This is a genomic window from Streptomyces sp. NPDC088730 (assembly GCF_044751215.1).
Classification (GTDB): domain Bacteria; phylum Actinomycetota; class Actinomycetes; order Streptomycetales; family Streptomycetaceae; genus Streptomyces.
On sequence record NZ_JBIVLK010000002.1, the window covers coordinates 647,199 to 665,061 of the forward strand.

The 17,863-nt window shown below is 71.3% G+C and carries 16 protein-coding genes; 9 read left to right on the forward strand and 7 right to left on the reverse strand.

All coding sequences use genetic code 11. From position 1 onward, the window contains the following. Positions 1-179 precede the first annotated feature (179 nt). The gene (locus ACIP89_RS09720) at positions 180-2,570 is read left to right on the forward strand and encodes a serine/threonine-protein kinase (RefSeq protein ID WP_402114074.1); all 2,391 of its coding nucleotides are present in this window, start codon (positions 180-182) and stop codon (positions 2,568-2,570) included. A gap of 107 nt (positions 2,571-2,677) precedes the next feature. On the opposite strand, the gene ACIP89_RS09725 is transcribed toward ACIP89_RS09720, so the two are convergent. After that, positions 2,678-3,307, reverse strand: coding sequence for a hypothetical protein (locus ACIP89_RS09725; protein WP_402114077.1), 630 nt, complete (start codon positions 3,305-3,307; stop codon positions 2,678-2,680). A 290-nt stretch (positions 3,308-3,597) separates the two neighbouring features. Between ACIP89_RS09725 and ACIP89_RS09730 the strand changes: the two genes are divergently transcribed. Beyond that, entirely contained in the window at positions 3,598-4,158 is a 561-nt protein-coding gene (locus ACIP89_RS09730; protein WP_402114078.1) for a hypothetical protein, read from the forward strand. Positions 4,159-4,254: 96 nt separating this feature from the next. Here the strand turns inward: ACIP89_RS09730 and ACIP89_RS09735 are convergent, their stop codons facing one another. From ACIP89_RS09735 to ACIP89_RS09745, 3 genes are read right to left on the reverse strand one after another with little or no spacing between them, the layout of a single operon-like run. Then, positions 4,255-5,034, reverse strand: coding sequence for an enoyl-CoA hydratase/isomerase family protein (locus ACIP89_RS09735; RefSeq protein ID WP_402114080.1), 780 nt, complete (start codon positions 5,032-5,034; stop codon positions 4,255-4,257). A gap of 6 nt (positions 5,035-5,040) precedes the next feature. Next, entirely contained in the window at positions 5,041-5,481 is a 441-nt protein-coding gene (locus tag ACIP89_RS09740; protein WP_401923217.1) for a Zn-ribbon domain-containing OB-fold protein, read from the reverse strand. A 13-nt stretch (positions 5,482-5,494) separates the two neighbouring features. Next, positions 5,495-6,664, reverse strand: a complete 1,170-nt coding sequence (locus ACIP89_RS09745) for a lipid-transfer protein (RefSeq protein WP_399125461.1) — start codon at positions 6,662-6,664, stop codon at positions 5,495-5,497. A 94-nt stretch (positions 6,665-6,758) separates the two neighbouring features. On the opposite strand from ACIP89_RS09745, the gene ACIP89_RS09750 reads away from it, so the two are divergent. Genes ACIP89_RS09750 through ACIP89_RS09760 form a run of 3 tightly spaced genes read left to right on the forward strand, consistent with a single transcriptional unit; the run spans position 6,759 to position 9,008 of the window. Beyond that, on the forward strand, positions 6,759-8,321 hold the full coding sequence (locus ACIP89_RS09750) for a FadD3 family acyl-CoA ligase (protein ID WP_402114082.1): 1,563 nt from the start codon (positions 6,759-6,761) through the stop codon (positions 8,319-8,321). Positions 8,322-8,349: 28 nt separating this feature from the next. Further along, positions 8,350-8,655 (forward strand): hypothetical protein, encoded by a 306-nt coding sequence (locus tag ACIP89_RS09755; protein ID WP_402114084.1) that lies wholly within the window; start codon positions 8,350-8,352, stop codon positions 8,653-8,655. Next, positions 8,652-9,008 carry a hypothetical protein gene (locus ACIP89_RS09760; protein ID WP_402114086.1) on the forward strand — a complete coding sequence of 119 codons (357 nt, stop codon included), beginning with the start codon at positions 8,652-8,654 and terminating at the stop codon, positions 9,006-9,008. The genes ACIP89_RS09755 and ACIP89_RS09760 overlap by 4 nt, the downstream gene beginning before the upstream one ends. Here ACIP89_RS09760 and ACIP89_RS09765 read toward each other — a convergent pair. Continuing rightward, positions 9,005-9,493: a hypothetical protein gene (locus ACIP89_RS09765; protein WP_402114087.1), complete on the reverse strand. Its 489-nt coding sequence runs from the start codon at positions 9,491-9,493 to the stop codon at positions 9,005-9,007. The genes ACIP89_RS09760 and ACIP89_RS09765 overlap by 4 nt on opposite strands. Positions 9,494-10,924: 1,431 nt before the next feature. Between ACIP89_RS09765 and ACIP89_RS09770 the strand changes: the two genes are divergently transcribed. From ACIP89_RS09770 to ACIP89_RS09785, 4 genes are all read left to right on the forward strand, one after another. Next, the gene (locus tag ACIP89_RS09770; RefSeq protein ID WP_402114089.1) at positions 10,925-11,551 is read left to right on the forward strand and encodes a hypothetical protein; all 627 of its coding nucleotides are present in this window, start codon (positions 10,925-10,927) and stop codon (positions 11,549-11,551) included. Positions 11,552-12,388: 837 nt separating this feature from the next. Continuing rightward, the gene (locus tag ACIP89_RS09775; RefSeq protein WP_402114090.1) at positions 12,389-13,000 is read left to right on the forward strand and encodes a hypothetical protein; all 612 of its coding nucleotides are present in this window, start codon (positions 12,389-12,391) and stop codon (positions 12,998-13,000) included. A gap of 405 nt (positions 13,001-13,405) precedes the next feature. Continuing rightward, on the forward strand, positions 13,406-13,933 hold the full coding sequence (locus ACIP89_RS09780) for a TnsA-like heteromeric transposase endonuclease subunit (RefSeq protein WP_402114092.1): 528 nt from the start codon (positions 13,406-13,408) through the stop codon (positions 13,931-13,933). After that, a complete protein-coding gene (locus ACIP89_RS09785) occupies positions 13,930-14,067 on the forward strand; it encodes a hypothetical protein (RefSeq protein ID WP_402114093.1) in 138 nt (45 codons plus the stop codon). Before ACIP89_RS09780 ends, ACIP89_RS09785 begins: the two co-directional genes overlap by 4 nt. 288 nt (positions 14,068-14,355) lie before the next feature. Here the strand turns inward: ACIP89_RS09785 and ACIP89_RS09790 are convergent, their stop codons facing one another. Further along, complete coding sequence (locus ACIP89_RS09790; RefSeq protein WP_401923223.1) at positions 14,356-14,547, reverse strand: hypothetical protein; 192 nt, start codon at positions 14,545-14,547, stop codon at positions 14,356-14,358. Between the two features lie 209 nt (positions 14,548-14,756). Then, positions 14,757-17,723, reverse strand: coding sequence for a BTAD domain-containing putative transcriptional regulator (locus ACIP89_RS09795; protein WP_401923225.1), 2,967 nt, complete (start codon positions 17,721-17,723; stop codon positions 14,757-14,759). Positions 17,724-17,863: the final 140 nt, after the last annotated feature.

The following is a 17,863-nucleotide window of genomic DNA, read 5'->3' on the forward strand; positions in this document are numbered from 1 at the left end:
TACCGCCTGGAGTGATCCACGACACCCGGTTCTGCCCCCGGGTTCGCAACCGGCGCCTCGGCCAGGAACAATCGGGGTGCGCACCGTCGGGTGGCGCCCAGTGGTGAGACGCCGCACAGGGCGGGTTTTCGCGGGCCTCGGGCGACCGGGGCCCGTACGGGGAGGGTGGCAGGTAAGTGATGGAGCAGCTGACGCAGCACGACCCGAGGCGGATCGGCCCGTTCGAGGTGCTGGGGCGGCTCGGGGCCGGCGGCATGGGGCTGGTCTATCTCGCCCGCTCGGCGTCGGGCCGGCGGGTGGCGATCAAGACGGTGCGCACGGAACTGGCCGAGGACCAGCTGTTCCGGGTCCGGTTCACGCGTGAGGTGGAGGCCGCCCGCGCGGTCAGCGGCTTCTACACGGCCGCCGTCGTCGACGCCGACCCGCGCGCCGCCGTGCCCTGGCTCGCCACCGCCTATGTGCCCGCGCCCTCGCTGGAAGAAATAGTGAATGAGTGCGGGCCGATGCCGACCCAGGCGGTGCGCTGGCTGGCCGCGGGCATCGCGGAGGCCCTCCAGTCCATCCACGGTGCGAAGCTCGTCCACCGCGACATGAAGCCGTCGAACGTGCTCGTCGTCGAGGACGGCCCCCGGGTCATCGACTTCGGGATCGCCTCCGGCGTCTCCAACACCCGGCTGACCATGACGAACGTCGCCGTCGGCACGCCCGCGTACATGTCGCCGGAGCAGGCGCGGGACTCGCGCAGTGTCACGGGCGCCAGTGACATCTTCTCGCTCGGCTCGACACTCGTCTTCGCCGCGACCGGCCATGCGCCCTTCCACGGGGCCAACCCGGTCGAGACGGTCTTCATGCTGCTGCGCGAGGGCCCCGACCTCAACGGCCTGCCCGAGGATCTGCGGTCGCTGATCGAGTCCTGCATGCAGATGGACGCCTCGCGCCGGCCCACCCCCGCCGAGCTCCAGTCCCAGCTGGCCCCGCACCTCTTCGCCTCCGGCGGCGACGACAGCGGTACGGCCTCCGCCTGGCTGCCGGCCTCCGCCACCGAGATGATCGAGCTGCGCCGGGGCGGCGGCCGCGTGATCGCCGCGCCCCCTCCCGTACCCCCGCAGCCGCTGCCCGCCACGCATCCCGGCGCCGGCCGGGACACCGCCCGGCGGCCCGGGGCCACGGATCCGCGCCCCCCGGCCGTACCGCCCGCGACCCCGCCCGCGGAGGCGCCCGACGCGGGCGGTCCGGTGCGGCTCTCCGGCGCCCCGGTGCCGATCGGGCCCGGTCCGCGCGCCCAGGACGTGCGGGCCACCGCCGCCATGGCGGAGGCGGCTCCGGCGACCGGCTGGGTGCGTGCGCCCGGCGGGCCGAACGGCCCGCTCACGGCCCCGGCCGCACCGGTGCCCGCCCCGGCACACGCGCCGGACAGCGCGTCCTCCGGCCCGGACCGCTGGCGGCCCTGGCGGTTCCGGATGTCGAACGACGTGTGGGGGACGCCGGTCGTCGTCGGCGAGCTCCTCTACGTCACCTCCTTCGAGGTGCACGCGCTGGACACCGGCAACGGGCGGCGCCAGTTCAAGACCCGTGACGTGGCCTGGGCGATGGCCGTGGAGGGTGGCAGGATCCACGCCTCCGACGGGCCCTCGCTCTACGCCCTGGACGCGGTCACCGGCGCCGAGCGGTGGCGGCTCCAGAGCGACGCGTGGGTGTACTCGCTCAAGGCGGACCGGGGCACGGTCGTCACCGGCACCCGGGGCGGCGGCGTCCAGGCGTGGGAGGCGTCCACCGGGGAGAAGCTCTGGGAGACCACCGGGGCGCAGACGGACTTCGAGACGGCGGAGGCCGGGCCCGCGATCCACGACGGCACGGTCTACCTCTGGCAGGACGCCCGGCTGCGGGCCGTCGACGCCCGGACGGGCATCGAGCGCTGGTCGTACCCGGTGGGCGACGCGGCCTCCTGCGGCGGAGTGCCGGTCCGGGTGACCCCGGCGCCGGACGGCTACGCCTACGTCAGCGCGGGGACCCGGGTCCTCGCGCTGGACATCGGCTCGGGCCGGGTGCGCTGGCACTTCGAGTCCCCCGCGGTCTTCCTCTCACCGCCCGCCTTCGCGCCGGGCCCCGCGGTCACCGGCGGCGGGGTGTACCTCGCGGACTACCTCGGCACGGTGTACGCGCTGGACGCCTCGACCGGCAAGGACCGCTGGCGCATCGCCACGGAGTCCCGGCAGTCGAGCGAGCCGGTGCTGGTGGCGACGGGCAACGTGCACGTCGGCAGCGGCAGCGCGCTGTACACGCTGGACGCGGTCACCGGCACCCCGAAGTGGCGGTTCGCCGCGGGCGGCGACGTGGTGGGCGCACCGGTCGTCGCGGACGGCCGGGTCCACTTCGGCTCCGCGGACCACGTGCTCTACACCCTGGACGCGGCGGGCGGCCAGCTCCGCTGGAAGCTCGCGACGGGCGGCGAGATCACGGGCTCTCCGGTCGCACAGGGCGGGGTGGTGTACGCGTGCAGCAAGGACCGCTGCGTGTACGCGCTGGACGCGCTGAAGGGCACGGGGACGGGGAACCGGGCGCGTTCGTAGGGGGTGCTCCCAGCCGTTTCAAGCGCCGTCCGGCGTTCGAGGACGGAACCGGTGCGGTGGCCGGCGGCGCACATGGGGTCCGGGGGCGCCCGGTGGCCGCTTCGTCCTCAATCGCCGGACGGGCCTGATTTCCGCGGCGGACCCGGTTCCGGATTCGGGCCCGGTTGGTCCGGGCCCACGTACGGGTCCCTCTCCGGTTCCGGCCAGGGGCTCGTCTGCACCGACGGGCCCGGCTCCCGGGTGGGCGGCCAGGTGTCGGGGTCCGCGGAGCCCGGCGGCTCGTACGGCTCCGGCGGCTCGTACCGCCCCGGCCGCCCCGCGCTCCGGCGCCGCCCCGACATCAGGGCCGCGCCCAGCAGGAGCAGCACCCCGCCGCCCGCCGCGGTCGCGACCCCCTGCTGGAGTCCGGAACCGTCGCCGGTGACCGTGAGTTCGCCGGCCGCCTGGCCCTGCCGGACCATCCAGAGCACGGTGAAGCCGAGGACCACCACGCCCGCGAGGGCGACCAGCAGCCGGGACCGCAGGACCACGCCGAGGACCGTCACGACCGCGGCGAAGGCGAAGGGCAGCAGGACCGAACCGAACAGACCGGGGTGCGCCGCGGTGATGCCGGTGAAGAGGTCGTCGATCCGGTAGTGCCGCCCGAGGCGGCCGTCGTACCAGTCACGGAAGGGGCTCAGCACGGCGGCCGCCGCTCCGGCGAGAGCGACGATCGAGCCGAGGACGTTACGGATCATCTCCGGCCTCCAGCGGGACGCGCGAAACGCCACCGGCCGGTGGCGCGGAACAGCACCGCTCTCGCTTCCCGACGCTACGCCGGGCGGATGAACCCCGCCACCAGACGGCGGCGGACCGGCTGCGGGCAGGCCCGTCGCCGGACGATGACAAGACCGTGACAGGGCCATGACCGGACTGCCGATCGAAACCGGCCATGCTGTGCGCTACGGTGTCGCGCGGCTGTTCGACCCCGGCCGGACGGCGGCATGGCACCAAACAACTGAATCACCACACAAGGGGGGCGGCATCGATGATGCGGCAGCACATGAAACTGACAGTGGTCCTGGTCGCGGTGGTCCTCGCGCTGACCGGCTTCTCCAGCTCCAGCCACGGACACGGCGGCAAGAGCGGCGGCAAGAGCCGGAAGTCCAGCAGCAGCGGCAGCAGCGGCAGCAGTAGCGGCGGCGGGTGCTCCAACTCCAAGAAGAGCAACGGCACCTACCACGACACCGATTCCAGCTACGACGATGACGACTACTCGTCCAGCGACTCCGTGTACGACACGGCGACCCCCAGCGCCACCGCGACGGACGCTCCCCGCGCCTACGTCTTCCGCTGCGCGGCACCCCGCAAGGGCAAGCGCAAGGCCGTCACCTCCTCCACCGTGCGGCTCACCGCGAACGCGGCCGGCAGCCACACGTACGAGATCGACGTGAGCTTTCTCGACGCCAGGGGCACCACCATCGACACCGGTGAGGCGACCGTGGACGCCGACGGCGGCGACATGAAGACCGTCTCCGTCCGGATGGACAGTCCGGGCAAGGTCTCCCGGGTGAAGAAGTGCTCGGTCACCGCGCAGCTCATGTACTGACGTGTCATGTACTGACGTGCCGAAGTCGTCCTGACGTCCTGACGTGCTGTTGTGCTGACGGACCCCGTCGGCGTCACAGCGTCACCGGCCCCGCGTTCACCTGATCCGGGGCTCACCGCCGCCCCTGCCCCGCCCCTCGAACAGCTCGGCCTGCTGCTCCGGTGCCAGGTTCCCGAGCGCGATCAGGTGCGGGGCATGGGCCAGCGCCTGCGTCCTCGCCGCCTCCTTGGCCGACCAGACGGCCCGTACCGTGCCCTGCACCGCCGCCGTCGGGTACGAGGCGATGACCGCCGCCGCCCGCAGCGCCGCCGGCACCGCGCCACCGGCCCCGGTGACCTCGCTGACCAGCCCGGTCTCGTACGCGCGCCGGGCCGACACCCGCTCGGCCGTCCCCATCAGGGACATCCGGGCCACCTCACCGAACGGCATCCGCTGCGCCATCGAGATCGCCTCGTACGCGCTGACCATGCCGTACGTGGTGTGCGGATCGAAGAACGTCGCCTCCTCCGACGCGATGACGAACTCCGCCTCGCCCAGCAGGTAGAACGCCCCGCCGCAGGCCATCCCCTCCACCGCCGCGATCACCGGCTTCCACAGGTCGTTGGCCTTCGGCCCGATCGCGATCAGCGGATCGTCGATGGTGTACGGGGACGGCGGCTGCGGGACGTCCACGCCCCGGTCGATCCCGGTGCAGAACGCCCGGCCGCCCGCGCCGGTCAGCACGATCGCCCGCACCTCGTCGTCGTACCGGAACGCCCGCCAGGCGGCGATGAGTTCGGCGGCCGTAGCGAGGTCGATCGCGTTGAGCCTGGTCGGCCGGTCCAGGGTGAGCAGCGCGACCCCGGTCCCCTTGTCCGTCTCCGTGCGCAGCGCCATCGCCGCTCACCGCTCCAGCAGCCAGCGGACCATGGTCACCTCGGGGGAGACGGGGCAGAAGACCGCCTTCACCCCGGCCCCGATCCGCAGCCGCTCCGGATCGACGGAGTCCAGCGGTGCGTCCGGCCCGCTGACCACGTTGCCGACCAGCCGGATCTCGGGGGCGTCGGCCAGTTCGACCACCACCGCGTTGTACGGGGCCTGCGCGGCGTAGGCGGGCAGCAGCGGCGGGTGCGGCAGCACGTACGACCAGATACGGCCGCGCCCGCTCATCGCCCGCCACTCGCTCTCGAACGACTGGCAGTGCGGGCAGCACGGCCGGGGCGGGAAGCGGAGCCGTCCGCAGTCGGGGGCGGCGCACGCCTGGACGCGCAGTTCACCGCGGGCCGCGTACTCCCAGAAGGGCGCGCCGTCCTCGTCGACGACGGGCAGCAGCAGTCCATCCATCTCGAATCGCTCCTCAGTTCCTCAGCAGTACGGCGGACGTGGGCACGCCCTCCCCGGCGGTGACCAGGCAGGTCGAGGCGTCGGGGACCTGGGCGGTGGAGACGCCGCGCAGCTGCTTCACGCCCTCGTTGATGAGGTTGAAGCCGTGCACGTACCCCTCGCTCAGCCCGCCGCCACCGGTGTTGACCGGGAGCCGGCCGCCGCTCTCCAGCGCCCCGCCCTCGGTGAAGGAGGCGCCCTCGCCGCGCCCGCAGAACCCGTACCCCTCCAGGGAGAGCGGGATGAGCGGGGTGAACGCGTCGTAGATCTGGGCCACATCGACATCGTCCGGACCGAAGTCGGCCTGCTTCCAGAGCTGCCGGGCGGCGGCCCAGGCCGGTCCGGTGAGCGGGTCCTCGTTCCAGTAGTTGACCATCCCGTGGTGCTGGGCGGGCAGTCCCTGGGCGACGGAGTGGAGGTAGACGGGCTTCTGCCGGCAGTCGCGGGCCCGTTCGGCGGAGACGATGACGCAGGCCAGCGCCCCGTCCGTCTCCAGACAGTTGTCGAAGAGGCAGAGCGGTTCGCTGATCCAGCGCGAGGTCATATACATGTCACGGGTCAGCGGGCGCTCGTACATCACGGCGTCGGGGTTCTGGTTGGCCCGGTTGCGGCAGGCGAGGGCGACGTTGAAGAGGTGGTCGCGGGTCGCCCCGTACTCGTGCATGTACCGCCGGGCCAGCATGCCGATCTCGTCGGCGGGCCGCAGCAGCCCGTACGGCCGGGTCCACTGCGCGGGGGTGGGCAGCTGCACGGCGGTGTTCTTCCAGGGCCGGGGCCCGGAGCCGCGCTTCCGGGACCGCCAGGCGACCCCGACACTCGCCTGGCCGGTGGCGACGGCGGCGGCGAGATGCGCGAGCGTCGCACAGGAGCCACCGCCCCCGTAGCCCACCTTGCTGAAGAAGGTCACGTCACCGGCCCCGATGGACTTGGCGACCTCGACCTCGTCGGTCTCCTCCATCGTGTACGAGGCGAACGCGTCCACCTCGGACGCGGCGATGCCCGCGTCGTCGAGCGCCGCGACGATGGCCCGGCAGGCCAGGGTCTTCTCCGATTCGGGCAGGTGTTTCGCGAACCGCGTCTGCCCTATCCCGGCTATCGCTGTCTTGTCCTTGAGCGTCGCCACCGCCACCTCCGAAGCCGTCATGACTGCTGACAGCGGAGGAGGCTACAGCTAATCTGACGGATAGTCAGCTACTGCGGTCGGCAGGGCCGTTCGGACTGTGACGGGAGGGCACGAGATGCGCGGCGACGAGGAATGGTCCACCGTCCCGAACCTGGTGCGGGAGGCGGCGCGGCGCTACGGCGACCGCGAGGCGGTGGCCGAGGGACGCACCAGGATCACCTACACGGAACTCGGCGAGCGCGTGGAGCGGGCCGCCGCCGCGTGCATGGCCTCGGGGGTGGAACCGGGGGACCGGGTGGCGGTCTGGGCGCCCAACACCCTGGACTGGATCGTCTCCGCACTGGGCGCGGTGACCGCGGGGGCGGTCCTGGTGCCGCTCAACACCCGCTTCAAGGGGACGGAGGCGGCGTACATCCTGGAGCGCAGCCGGGCCAAGCTGCTCTTCGTCACGGGCACCTTCCTCGGCACGTCGTATGTGGCCTCGCTGCGCCGGTCCGACATCGAACTCCCGCACCTGGAGACGGTGGTCGTGCTCGCCGACACCGCCCCCGCCGACTACGTCACCTGGAAGGACTTCCTGGCCTCCGGCGAGGGGATTTCCCCCGAGCGGGTACGGGAACGGGCCGACGCCATCGCCCCGTCCGCCCCCTCCGACATCATCTACACCTCCGGCACCACGGGCCGGCCCAAGGGCGCGGTCATCAGCCACGCCCAGACCCTGCGCTGCTACGAGATCTGGAGCGAGCTGGCGGGTCTGCGCGAAGGTGACCGCTATCTGATCGTGAACCCCTTCTTCCACACCTTCGGCTACAAGGCGGGCGTGATCGCCTGCCTGATGCGGGGCGCGACGATGATCCCGCAGCCGGTCTTCAACGTGGACACCGTCCTCGCCAACATCGCCGCCGAGCGCATCTCGGTCCTGCCCGGCCCGCCCACCCTCCACCAGTCGCTCCTGGACCACCCGGCCCGCTCCACCCACGACCTCTCGGCGCTCCGCCTGGTGGTGACGGGCGCGGCGGTGGTCCCGCTCCAGCTGGTGGAGCGGCTGCGCGCCGAACTCGGCATAGCCACGGTCCTGACCGCCTACGGCCTCTCCGAGGCGAGCGGCATCGTGTCGATGTGCCGCCGGGGCGACCCGGCCCGGACCATCGCCGCCACCTCCGGCCGCGCGATCCCCGGCACCGAGATCCGCGTCCTGGCCGCCCCCGGCGAACCGGGCGAGGTCCTGGTCCGGGGCTTCAACGTGATGCGCGGCTACTTCGAGGACCCGGAGACCACGGCCGCCACGATCACCCCGGACGGCTGGCTCCACACCGGCGACGTGGGCGTCCTGGCCCCGGACGGCAGCCTGCGGATCACGGACCGGATCAAGGACATGTTCATCGTCGGCGGCTTCAACGCCTACCCCGCGGAGATCGAACAGCTCCTGGGCCTGCACCCGGACATCGCCGACATCGCGGTCATCGGCATCCCCGACCCCCGCCTGGGCGAGGTCGGCAAGGCGTACGCGGTGCGCCGTCCGGGCGCGACGGTGACGGCCGACGACCTGATCGCCTGGTCGCGCCGCGAGATGGCGAACTACAAGGTGCCGAGGGCGGTGGAGTTCGTCAGCGAGCTCCCGCGCAACGCGAGCGGCAAGGTGGTGAAGGGGGAGCTGCGGGGGCGCGGGGAGGGCTGAGGGGCGGCCTGCGCCAGCTCATCACTCCATGGTGATGGGCAGGGCAACCAAGAAGTACACGGTGACTCTGCCGGAGGAGCCGGCGGAGGAGATTCGGGCCGAGGTCGGGCCCGGTGCCTTCAGCGCGTATGTCACCCGCGCCATAGAGCGCCAGCGCGAGCATGACCGGCTGGAGGAGCTGGTGGGCCGGCTGGAGGTCGAGTACGGCCCGGTGACGGATGCTGATCCGTCGGCGGCCGAGTCCGGGCGCCGTGGGAAGGACTCCCACCGTTCGGGCATCCGCGTGGTGACCAGCGCGATGACCTTGGCCGAGGTGACGCCGCCCTCCCGGTGATCTCGGACCGGCAGCCGGGCCGGGTGGTCGTCTTCGCCTCGGACGAGGACGACATGGGGGTGGCTCTGCCGTCGGAGGACCTGCGGGTCGTCCTGGCTCCGGTCGACCTGCTGTGGGCGCGCCTGGACCGTTCGGTAACCCGGAAGCTGGTGGAGGCCGCCGCCCGCAGCGAGCTGAAGCAGGTGGTGGGCTTCGCGGGGCAGACCAATGGGCCGAAGATCCTGGCCGACCGGCTCGCCCGGCGCCTGGAGGAGCAGATGCGGCTGGGCAAGCCGATCGTCGATCCGGTGGGCTGGCTGATCGGCAGGGGCCTGTCGCAGCGCCAGCTGTGTGCCGAGCCCCGGTGCGATTAGGGCGCGCTGCTCGACTCCGGCCGGGACTGCCCGCGCTGCGAGGACCGACAGGCCGACCGCCGTGCACAGCGCCGCACGGTCGCGACCGCCGTCGACACCGCGATGCCGTACGCCTCGGAGACCGAGCGTCGTGCGGCCACCGAGCAGCTGCACCAGGATGTGACCGCGAAGCGTGGGCCAAGGCCCACCGCTGGGAGCAGGTCCGTGAGCAGCGGGCCGCCGCAGCTCAGGCGCGTGCCGAAGCCGCGGCCGCGCAGCCGACTGACGACGTCCCGGCCGCGCCGGTGGCTCCGGTCGTGCTGCCCGCGCCGCGTCCGGTCGCCGTCGTCTCTAGCTGCTAAATATGAACAAAAGCGGCAAGCGGTGTACTCGTGCAGGTGGAGGCAGATAAGCACCGATTGCTGCCGGGCAGCCCCGGCGAAGTAGACGCCGACCAGCGTCAGCAAGGACATCAGGCGCAGGCCGCCGCCGATCAGGTCACCCACGACGAACCGTGGCGGGTCGCCCGGGTGCCCCAGGCGCGCGCCAGATGCGGTTCAGCAGTCGGCGCCGGGCGAGCTGCTCCTGGGCATCGATGACGAGATTGGTGGTCATCACGTACATCCGTTCGTCGGCGTCTCGCTGGCGGGCGCGAATCCGTTCGGCTTCGTCCCGCTTGCGGGCGTTGATCAGGTCGTCCGCGTCCCTGAGCCGGTGGGGCGCGTCGGTGTCGAAGTCGCGGGCATGGGATCAGCGGGCGAACGCTTCGGTCAGGCTGATGCGGTAGCCGTCCTCTTCCATCAGCACGACGGTGACGCCGAACGGGTCTGGATGGTCCAGCTCGATCGGGGTGAAGGAGAAGTTCACCGCGGCTTGGATCGGCGGCACCAGCTCGCCGCCGGGCTGCGGCGCGGGGGCCAGCCTCCAGTCTGGGGCCGACCGCCGCCCAGCCCTCGGGGCTGCGGGACAGGAACTGCTCGGTGTAGGGGAACTGGTGCAGCACGTGCCCGGCCGGAGTGGCGAGCACCATGTTCAGGCATGGCACTGGGCCGACGATCGGCAGCTCGCAAGCGGTGGCGACGTCGTGCGTCTCCCACGCAAGGACGACCTCGTCCGCGCCGGCCGCTGCGGTAATGTTCGCGAGCTCCGCGATCCCGGCGAGCGCGTCCTGGCCGACCCGGAGCGGGCGGACCCAGACCAGCCCGACCAGCTCGCCGCGCACCAGCGGCATCATGAGCGGGCGCGGCACGACCCCCTCGCCCAGCGAGGCCGTGTACGTCTCCTTTGCGACGCCGACCAGTCCGTTCCACATCCGTGCTTCCACGGGAGCCCCCTGCCGTCCGGTGATCCGATCACCGCACACTGTCAGGGGGGCTGAGGCCGTGTCAGCGGGATGATCGGCCAGCGTGCGGCGAGGGAGCAGCCGGATCCTGTCGGTGGCCGGCCCTGTTTCTGCGCCGTCGCCATTGACCTGTGACAGCGAAGGCGGTTCGTTTGCCACCGAAGTCGGACTGACGGCGGTTCGTGTCCCCGAAGATGGACCGCCGCAGGTCAGCGTGGATCGAGGCGAAGGTGACGCGGGCTCGCGGACGAACGACTGACGCCTCTCGCATATCGCCGAGATGCAGGCCAAAGGGGCGATCGACGGATCTTGAACGCGGCAACTCTAGGTCGCAGCCGTAGGTCTACGCAGGCTTCTGAGCGGAACCGAGTTCTCCCTGCTTGAGCTTCCCACCCTCAACCAACCGGTGGCGTGTGCTCAAGGTATGTGGCGCACGTCCGGCCGTGGCTGGATCACCCCCCGGTGGGCGACAACCACAGGCATCAGGCGTCCTCGCAACGTAATGTCACCTGCACTATCCCGGCAGACTCAACACGGCTACCGCATAGCTGAGTTGATAACAGACATGGCATGCCCTACTCAGAAGGAGCTGTACATGAACGCGCCTTCCACGCCCCCGCCGCCCTCCATTCCGCCCAGCCCTGACCCGCCCGCTCCGCCTCAGCCCAGACGCCTCGGCGAGTGGGCCGCCATGCTGTCAGCGGTGACCGGCGTGGTGGGCCTGCTGTTCGGGTTCTTCGGGTTGCCGGTGGTGATCAACTCACCCACAGCACGAACCCCCACGCCGATAGCACAGCCCACTGCCTCTGCGACGGTGTCACAAACACCTCCGGCTTCCACCACTTCGCCGTCGGCCGAAACGGGAACCGGCAATCCTGTAACCAAGAACGACATCAGGATGCCCGCCGACTACGGCATCGTCCTTTCGGACGACCCGATCGAGCTCCGGGAGGGCGTGGGCTACGACCTGACCTACGACAGCTTCAACGGCCTCCAGTCCAAAGGGCGGATGGGCAAGCTGGATTCCGGGCAGGAAGGGTCCTTGGAGGTGTGCCGGTCGGACACGAGGTACACCGACATCATCAGAAACTCTGCCCTGACCAAAGGCGTGCGCATCTGCGTGCAGCGGAACGACCGCATCGGCCTTGTGACGATCAAGGAGGCTCCGCAGACCCGCGACGAGAGCAAGTACGTAACGCTCGACATAATTGTCTGGCCCTGAACCGCTCAGCGGCGACGAGCACCCACCGCCGTGACCTGGGGCTTGCCGCGTTCACGATCCACTTATTGCCCCATTGGCCCGTATCTCGGCGACACCCGCATCCGGGCCAGCACGCTCGCCGGAGCATCGAATTTTGAGCCGACCGTTCTGCTGGTGGGCTCTGTGCTTCTGACACGCGGCGGTCCATCCTCGCTGTCATGAAATGGCGTTGGCCCATCTTCGGTGGCAGTCAGTCCAGGTTCGCCGTCACAGGTCAGCCATGCCGCGCCCGGCGCCCCGGGTCGCCGGGCCTGCAACACGGGGCTGCAACGCACCCGTGTTGCAGCCCCGGCCTGCACGAACAGCCGTTGCTGTCCTGTCGCACTGAACCTTGAGCAATTCTCAGCGAAGTTGAACCTCGGCTGCGCCCCAGGTCAGAGGGCCGAGCGAGGCACCGTCGGCGCGTGCCCCCAGCCTCCAACCGATCGCCTCCGCGGTGGACAGGCCGGGCCTCAGCGCACTGCGGCAACGCCCTGACCTGCGTGCTTAACCTTCGCTGAGACGAACTGCGATCCGTCAAGGTTCGGTGAGAACCGCTCAAGGTTCGGTGCGACATGACAGTTGCGCCGCTTACTGTCCCGTCTCAGTCGATCTGGTCCCAGCCTCAAATGATCTGGTCCGATTCACTCAGCGTCTCCGATGATCCGGTCCGCCAGACACCTGCCGGGGCGGGAGGCAGCCCTCGCCGATTGAGCGCGGAGGCGGCTGGGGGCTCGTGTGTGGGGTTGTCACCGGTGACTGCGATGATCGCCCTGGCCAGCGTGGGCACGCTGGAATGGCGACTCTGGGGTGGCTCGCATGGATACGTGGCAGGAGCTTTCGGCGCTAGTGGAAGAGCGGCTGAAGGCGGTGTCGTCTGGCGAGCGTGGCGTGTTCGCCGCCGGCATCGCGGAACGCCTGATGAGTTGGCACGAAGCACTGCCGGAGGACGAGCAGGCGCCGTTCACCATGAGCCTGCGACCGCTGCTGAATTCCGTGTGGGAGGGGGCCCTGGGCGACTCGACAGCGTTCTCGGTGGTCAAGCGCGGTGTCGGCGAGTACATGCTCAGCGAGTACTGCCACAACGACGGCCAGGACGGGCCGGATGACGCGGACGAGTCTGCCGCAGCGGCGACCTTGTATGCCGCACATGCCTACCTGTTCGCCTGTCAGGAATTCGCCGTCTGGAACAGTAACCGGGCAGTTGAGGCGATCGACCAACACCTTCAGTGCCTGGCTGAACAGGAAGAAGACGAACTCCCCGTCGACATGGACGAGGCGCTCACCTCCGAGTTGCAGCGGCAACTACGGGATCTGGACCTGATCGCACGCTACTCAAAGGATCTTCGCCACGCCGGTTTGGGACTGCCCATCGACAAGTCCATCCGACTCCGGGTGGAGCTACGCGCTCCTCTCTCCAGCCGTGAGTGAGCTCGCAGGGAGCCCCCGACTCGTCCTCGGGTGGGGCACACCACTGCTGGCCAGCGTCGACCAGACTGTTTGAGACGGGCTGTCACCTCTTCGAGTGACGACAACCAGCTCTCTGTCATGAGCCTTCGCAGGGTGCATCACCCTCGCAGTGAAGGGGGAGATCGCGGCTGGGGGTGTCGGGGGGAGGTTCAGCCTTGAGGGACTTTGCGCGGGAGTGCGCCTCGGGCGTCGAGGTCGGGTTCGTCGACGCCGACGGTGTCGAGCGTTCCGGCCCATTGGCGCGCTGGTGGGGCGAAGCCTTCGAACTGGCGTCGCCGGTGCGGTCGTTCGCCTCGTTCAAGGGACAGAAGAACTTCACCGGTGAGTACTGGGCGGCGACCTCGCGAACTCAGGTGGGCTACGAGTGTGGGTGGAGCGGGACGCGGCGATGGCGCTGGACTTCGCCCCGCTGTCGTCGCGCTCGCCTCGCAGCCCTTCCGCCTCACCTGGACGGACGGCGAGCGGGAGCGCAGGCATACCCCGGACTACTTCGCGCGGTTGCTGGACGGCACCGGTGTGGTTGTCGACGTGCGGCCGGAGGGCCTGGTGGACGAGGACACCGCCGAGGTCTTCGCGTTCACCGCGCGGGTCTGCGAGGAGGTGGGATGGCAGTTCCGTCACGTCGGTGACCTGCACCAGCCCTACCGGGTGAACCTGCGCTGGCTGTCCCGATACCGCCACAGCCGCTGCCATCGCGCGCCGGTGGCGGACCGGCTGCGGAAGACCTTCGCTGATCCCCTGCCTCTTCTCGCCGGGGCCGAGCAGGTCGGGGACCGGCTGGCCGTGCTGCCGGTCCCCGACCTGCTCTGGCAGCAGGAACTGACAGCGGACCTGGCTACGGACCCGCTGGGCATCGACACGCTGGTGCACCCGGCGTTCCGGGGCCGGCGATGACGTCCGCGCGGCCGGGACGGCTGCGGTTCGGTGACCGGGTCAGGTTCCAGGAGCACACCTATACCGTGGTCGGCTTGACCGGAATGCAGGTCCGACTGGCCGACGCGCACGGCAGCGGCATGCTCGTCGACTAGGTCCACCTGCAGTCGGCCGGGGACTTCGCGGTTCTCGGGGACGGTGACCGCACCGCGCTGGGCTCGGCCGCGCTGCTGGACCGTCTGGCCGGCCCGGTGGCCGCGCGCTTTTTGGTGGCAGCGGCACCTGGTCGGGGGCGGGTGCTGGTGCTGGTGCTGGTGCGGGGGCTGTAGGGCCCTGCCCGGCCCGGTGTCCGGACATACGGCGGCCGCGACGGCTCCCCCTCCGCGCCGCCGCGGCCGCTCCCCCGTACCCCCGTACCCCCGTACCCCCGTCGAATTGTGGCTCTAGTTGGCCGGCTCGCCCGTGGCGTGCGTGTCCGTGGGCTTGATGGGGCTGCCGGTGGCGTGGGTGTCCATGGCCTTGATGTCGCCCCCCGTCGCGTGCGTGTCCTGGGTCGTCGCCGTACCCGAGTCCGCGCCGGTCGCGTGCGTGTCCGCGGGCTTGGTGATCGGGTCGGTCTTCTTCGCTTCGCTCATGGTCGTCATCTCCGTTGTGGCTGGCGAGCTGCGTGGGGGGCCCGCCCGGCTGTTCCCCCGTGGACTGCCGGGCGGGCCCCTGTCAGGGCCGATCACCTTAGTGGTTGGCCGCTCGTGTCGCCCCGCCTGCCCCCCGACGCGACGGATCGACACGCATGAGATTGCCGCCCGGCGATAAACGAACGATGAACGTCCGGGCCGAGCGCCGGTTATGGCTGCTCAGTGGCTACGCGCATCAGCAAGGTGCGGATCTCGGCCGCCTCGTCGGAGTCGAGGGCCTCGTAGATCGCGAGGGCTTCGTGCCAACAGGCCGCGGCCCGCCCCGACTGGCCTATTCCGTTGAGGGCGTGCCCAAGGACGGTGAGCACGTTCCCCCTGCGCCACTCCCCGCCGATGCCGCGCAGCACGGTCAACGCCATCTCCGCCTTGGAGGCGGCCTGTGCCGGGTTGTCCCCGGCCAGATCGGTCTCCGCGAGGCGGAACATGGTCATGCCCTCCCAGAGCCGCTGGCGGCTGTCGCGGAAGACGTCCAGGGCTTCCTCGAAGCTGTGGGTCGCCTCGGTGAGTTCGCCGCTCCGGGTCAGCGCGATCCCGAGCGCGTACCGGGCGTTGGCGCCCCGGAGCGAATGCCCCATGCTGTCGTAGATGCCGATCCCCTTCCGGGCCAGCGCGACAGCACTCGCCGTCCGGCCCATGGCCAGGTGGACCCGGGACAGATTGCAGAGGGAGGAGGCCTCGCCCGGGAGGTTCTCGCCCGCGCGGAAGTCCTCGATCGCGCGGGTCAGGTACTTCTCGCCGTCCTCGTGGCGGCTCTGGTAGATGGCGATGACCCCGCGGTGGTTGAGCGCCCAGCAGTCGGGCAGCGGATCATGCGCGTCCGGCGAAAGCCGCAGGACCTGGACGGCCTCCTGGTCGGCCTGCTTGAACCGGCCGGCGACCAGATGGGCGTTGCTCAGTGTGACCAGGGCGCGCCGCTCGGCCCTGCGGTCGCCGCACCGGCGCGCGGCGTCCAGCATGAAGGAGGCGGCGACCTCGTACTGCTTGGAGTTGGCACCGGACTCGGCGAGGTCCAGGGCGGCCCACAGGAGGTCGATCGCCCGGCGGAGCGTCTTCGGGCCGGATGACTGGGACAGGCAGGCCAGGAGAGTGCCGGCCTCCGAGTAGAGCCAGTCCTGGGCGTCGTGCCGATCGCTGAACAGCAGCCCCGGGTGCTCCGTCGGCTCAAGCTGATCCACCAGCCGGTCTCCCGGCCGCTCCAGCGCGTACACCCCCGCGGCCGTCGCCAGGTAGAAGTCCAGCAGCCGCGACAGCGCCGACTCCCGCTCCTCCGGAGCCTCCTCGTCCCGCTCGGCGCAGGAACGCGCGTAGAGGCGGACCAGGTCGTGGTAGCGGTAGCGGCCCGGCGCGGCGGACTCCACCAGGGAGGTGTCGACGAGGGCCTCCAGGAGGTCCTCCGCCGCGTGCGGCTCCAGGTTCAGCAGGGCGGCCGCGGCGGCGAGGGAGATGTCGGGGCCGTCCGCCAGGCCCAGGAGGCGGAAGGCACGCGCCTGGGCGGGCTCCAGCTGGCCGTAGCCGAGTTCGAAGGTGGCCTTCACCGCGAGGTCGCCCGCCTGGAGTTCGTCCAGCCGGCGGCGTTCGTCCGCGAGCTTGGCGGCCAGGACCGAGACCGTCCAGGTGCGCCGGGCGGCCAGCCGGGAGGCGGCGATGCGGATGGCGAGCGGGAGGAATCCGCAGGCGGCGACCACGTCGAGGGCGGCCTCGCGCTCGGAGTTGATGCGCTCCTCGCCCGCGATGCGGGTGAAGAGCTGGAGCGCCTCCTCGGGCGACATCACGTCCAGGTCGACCAGGTGCGCGCCCGCCAGGTCGACCATCCGGACCCGGCTGGTGACCAGCGCCGCGCAGCCCGCCGTGCCCGGGAGCAGGGGGCGGATCTGGGCCGCGTCGTGGGCGTTGTCCAGGAGGATCAGGATGCGGCGGCCGTCGAGCGTGGAGCGGTAGAGCGCGGCGCGTTCGTCGAGGGTGTCGGGGATCGCGGAGTCCGCCGTGCCCAGGGCGCGCAGGAACGCGCCGAGCACCGTCTCCGGTTCCGCGGTGCGGGAGCCCGCGCCCTGGAGGTCGACGTACAGCTGGCCGTCCGGGAAGTGCGGGCGGGCCTGGTGGGCGACGTGCACGGCCAGGGTCGTCTTGCCGACGCCGCCGATGCCCGCGAGGGCGGAGACGGCCATCACGGAGCCCTCCGCGGTGGCGAGCCGGTCGCCCAGCTCGCGGACGAAGGAGGCGCGGCCGGTGAAGTCCGGCACGGTGGCCGGGAGCTGGGCCGGGCGGACCGGGGCGGCGGCCTGGACGGGCTCGTCGACCGGGCGGGCCAGCTCCTCGTCGGCCTGCAGGATGCGCTGCTGGAGCTGGGCCAGCTCGGGGCGCGGGTCCACGCCCAGTTCCTCGGCGAGCAGCCGGCGGGTGTCCGCGTACACCGCGAGGGCCTCGGCCTGCCGGCCGCTGCGGTACAGGGCCACCATCAGCAGCTCGCGCAGCCGTTCGCGCAGCGGGTGCGCGGCGGTGAGCGCGGTCAGTTCGGAGACCGCCTCCGCGTGGCAGCCGACCTCCAGGTCCAGGTCGAGCCGGGTCTCGGTCAGCTGGAGGCGCCACTCCTCCAGCCGGGTGCGCTGGTTCTCCGCGTACGGTCCGGGCACCGAGGCCAGTGCCTCGCCGTCCCACAGGGCGAGCGCCTTGTTCAGCAGCACCCTGGCCCGGCAGCGGTCGCCCGAGGCGCGGGCCTTGTCAGCTCCGGCGGCCAGTTCCTCGGCCACGGTCACATCGAGCGCGTCCGGCCCGGTCCGCATGGCGTACCCGCCGGAATCGCTCTCCAGGGTCTGCGGGCCAAGGATCTTGCGGAGCCGGGAGGCGTACGTGCGTACCGCGGCCAGCGCCTGCGAGGGCGGCTCGTCGCCCCAGATGGCGTCGATGAGTTCACCGGCCGTGGCGGTGTGGCCGCCCCGCAGCAGCAGGGCCGACAGCAGGGCGCGCTGCTGCGGCGAACCGGACGGCAGCGTCTCGTCGCCCCGCCGGGCCCGTACCGGTCCGAGCACGGAGAAGCGCAGCTCTGTACCGTCCGTCGGCTGCCGCTCCGGAGCTCGTTGTTCCGGAACACGCACCCGTGACCCGTCGTCACGGCCCATTGCCGCCTCCTGTCCTGCTCTCTGCGCACTGCCCAGTGCCGCACCGAACATGTCGGGACACCGCCGAGGAGATCCGGATTGCTCCATACCGTTCGTATCGCCGTCAACAGTCTGCCTTGTGAAGGGCGGACACGTCAGCA

Coding starts and splice junctions, on each gene's coding strand:
- ACIP89_RS09720 (WP_402114074.1), top strand. CDS start 180: ATGGAGCAGCTGACGCAGCACGACCCGAGGCGGATCGGCCCGTTCGAG.
- ACIP89_RS09725 (WP_402114077.1), bottom strand. CDS start 3,307: ATGATCCGTAACGTCCTCGGCTCGATCGTCGCTCTCGCCGGAGCGGCG.
- ACIP89_RS09730 (WP_402114078.1), top strand. CDS start 3,598: ATGATGCGGCAGCACATGAAACTGACAGTGGTCCTGGTCGCGGTGGTC.
- ACIP89_RS09735 (WP_402114080.1), bottom strand. CDS start 5,034: ATGGCGCTGCGCACGGAGACGGACAAGGGGACCGGGGTCGCGCTGCTC.
- ACIP89_RS09740 (WP_401923217.1), bottom strand. CDS start 5,481: ATGGATGGACTGCTGCTGCCCGTCGTCGACGAGGACGGCGCGCCCTTC.
- ACIP89_RS09745 (WP_399125461.1), bottom strand. CDS start 6,664: ATGACGGCTTCGGAGGTGGCGGTGGCGACGCTCAAGGACAAGACAGCG.
- ACIP89_RS09750 (WP_402114082.1), top strand. CDS start 6,759: ATGCGCGGCGACGAGGAATGGTCCACCGTCCCGAACCTGGTGCGGGAG.
- ACIP89_RS09755 (WP_402114084.1), top strand. CDS start 8,350: ATGGTGATGGGCAGGGCAACCAAGAAGTACACGGTGACTCTGCCGGAG.
- ACIP89_RS09770 (WP_402114089.1), top strand. CDS start 10,925: ATGAACGCGCCTTCCACGCCCCCGCCGCCCTCCATTCCGCCCAGCCCT.
- ACIP89_RS09775 (WP_402114090.1), top strand. CDS start 12,389: ATGGATACGTGGCAGGAGCTTTCGGCGCTAGTGGAAGAGCGGCTGAAG.
- ACIP89_RS09785 (WP_402114093.1), top strand. CDS start 13,930: ATGACGTCCGCGCGGCCGGGACGGCTGCGGTTCGGTGACCGGGTCAGG.
- ACIP89_RS09790 (WP_401923223.1), bottom strand. CDS start 14,547: ATGAGCGAAGCGAAGAAGACCGACCCGATCACCAAGCCCGCGGACACG.
- ACIP89_RS09795 (WP_401923225.1), bottom strand. CDS start 17,723: ATGGGCCGTGACGACGGGTCACGGGTGCGTGTTCCGGAACAACGAGCT.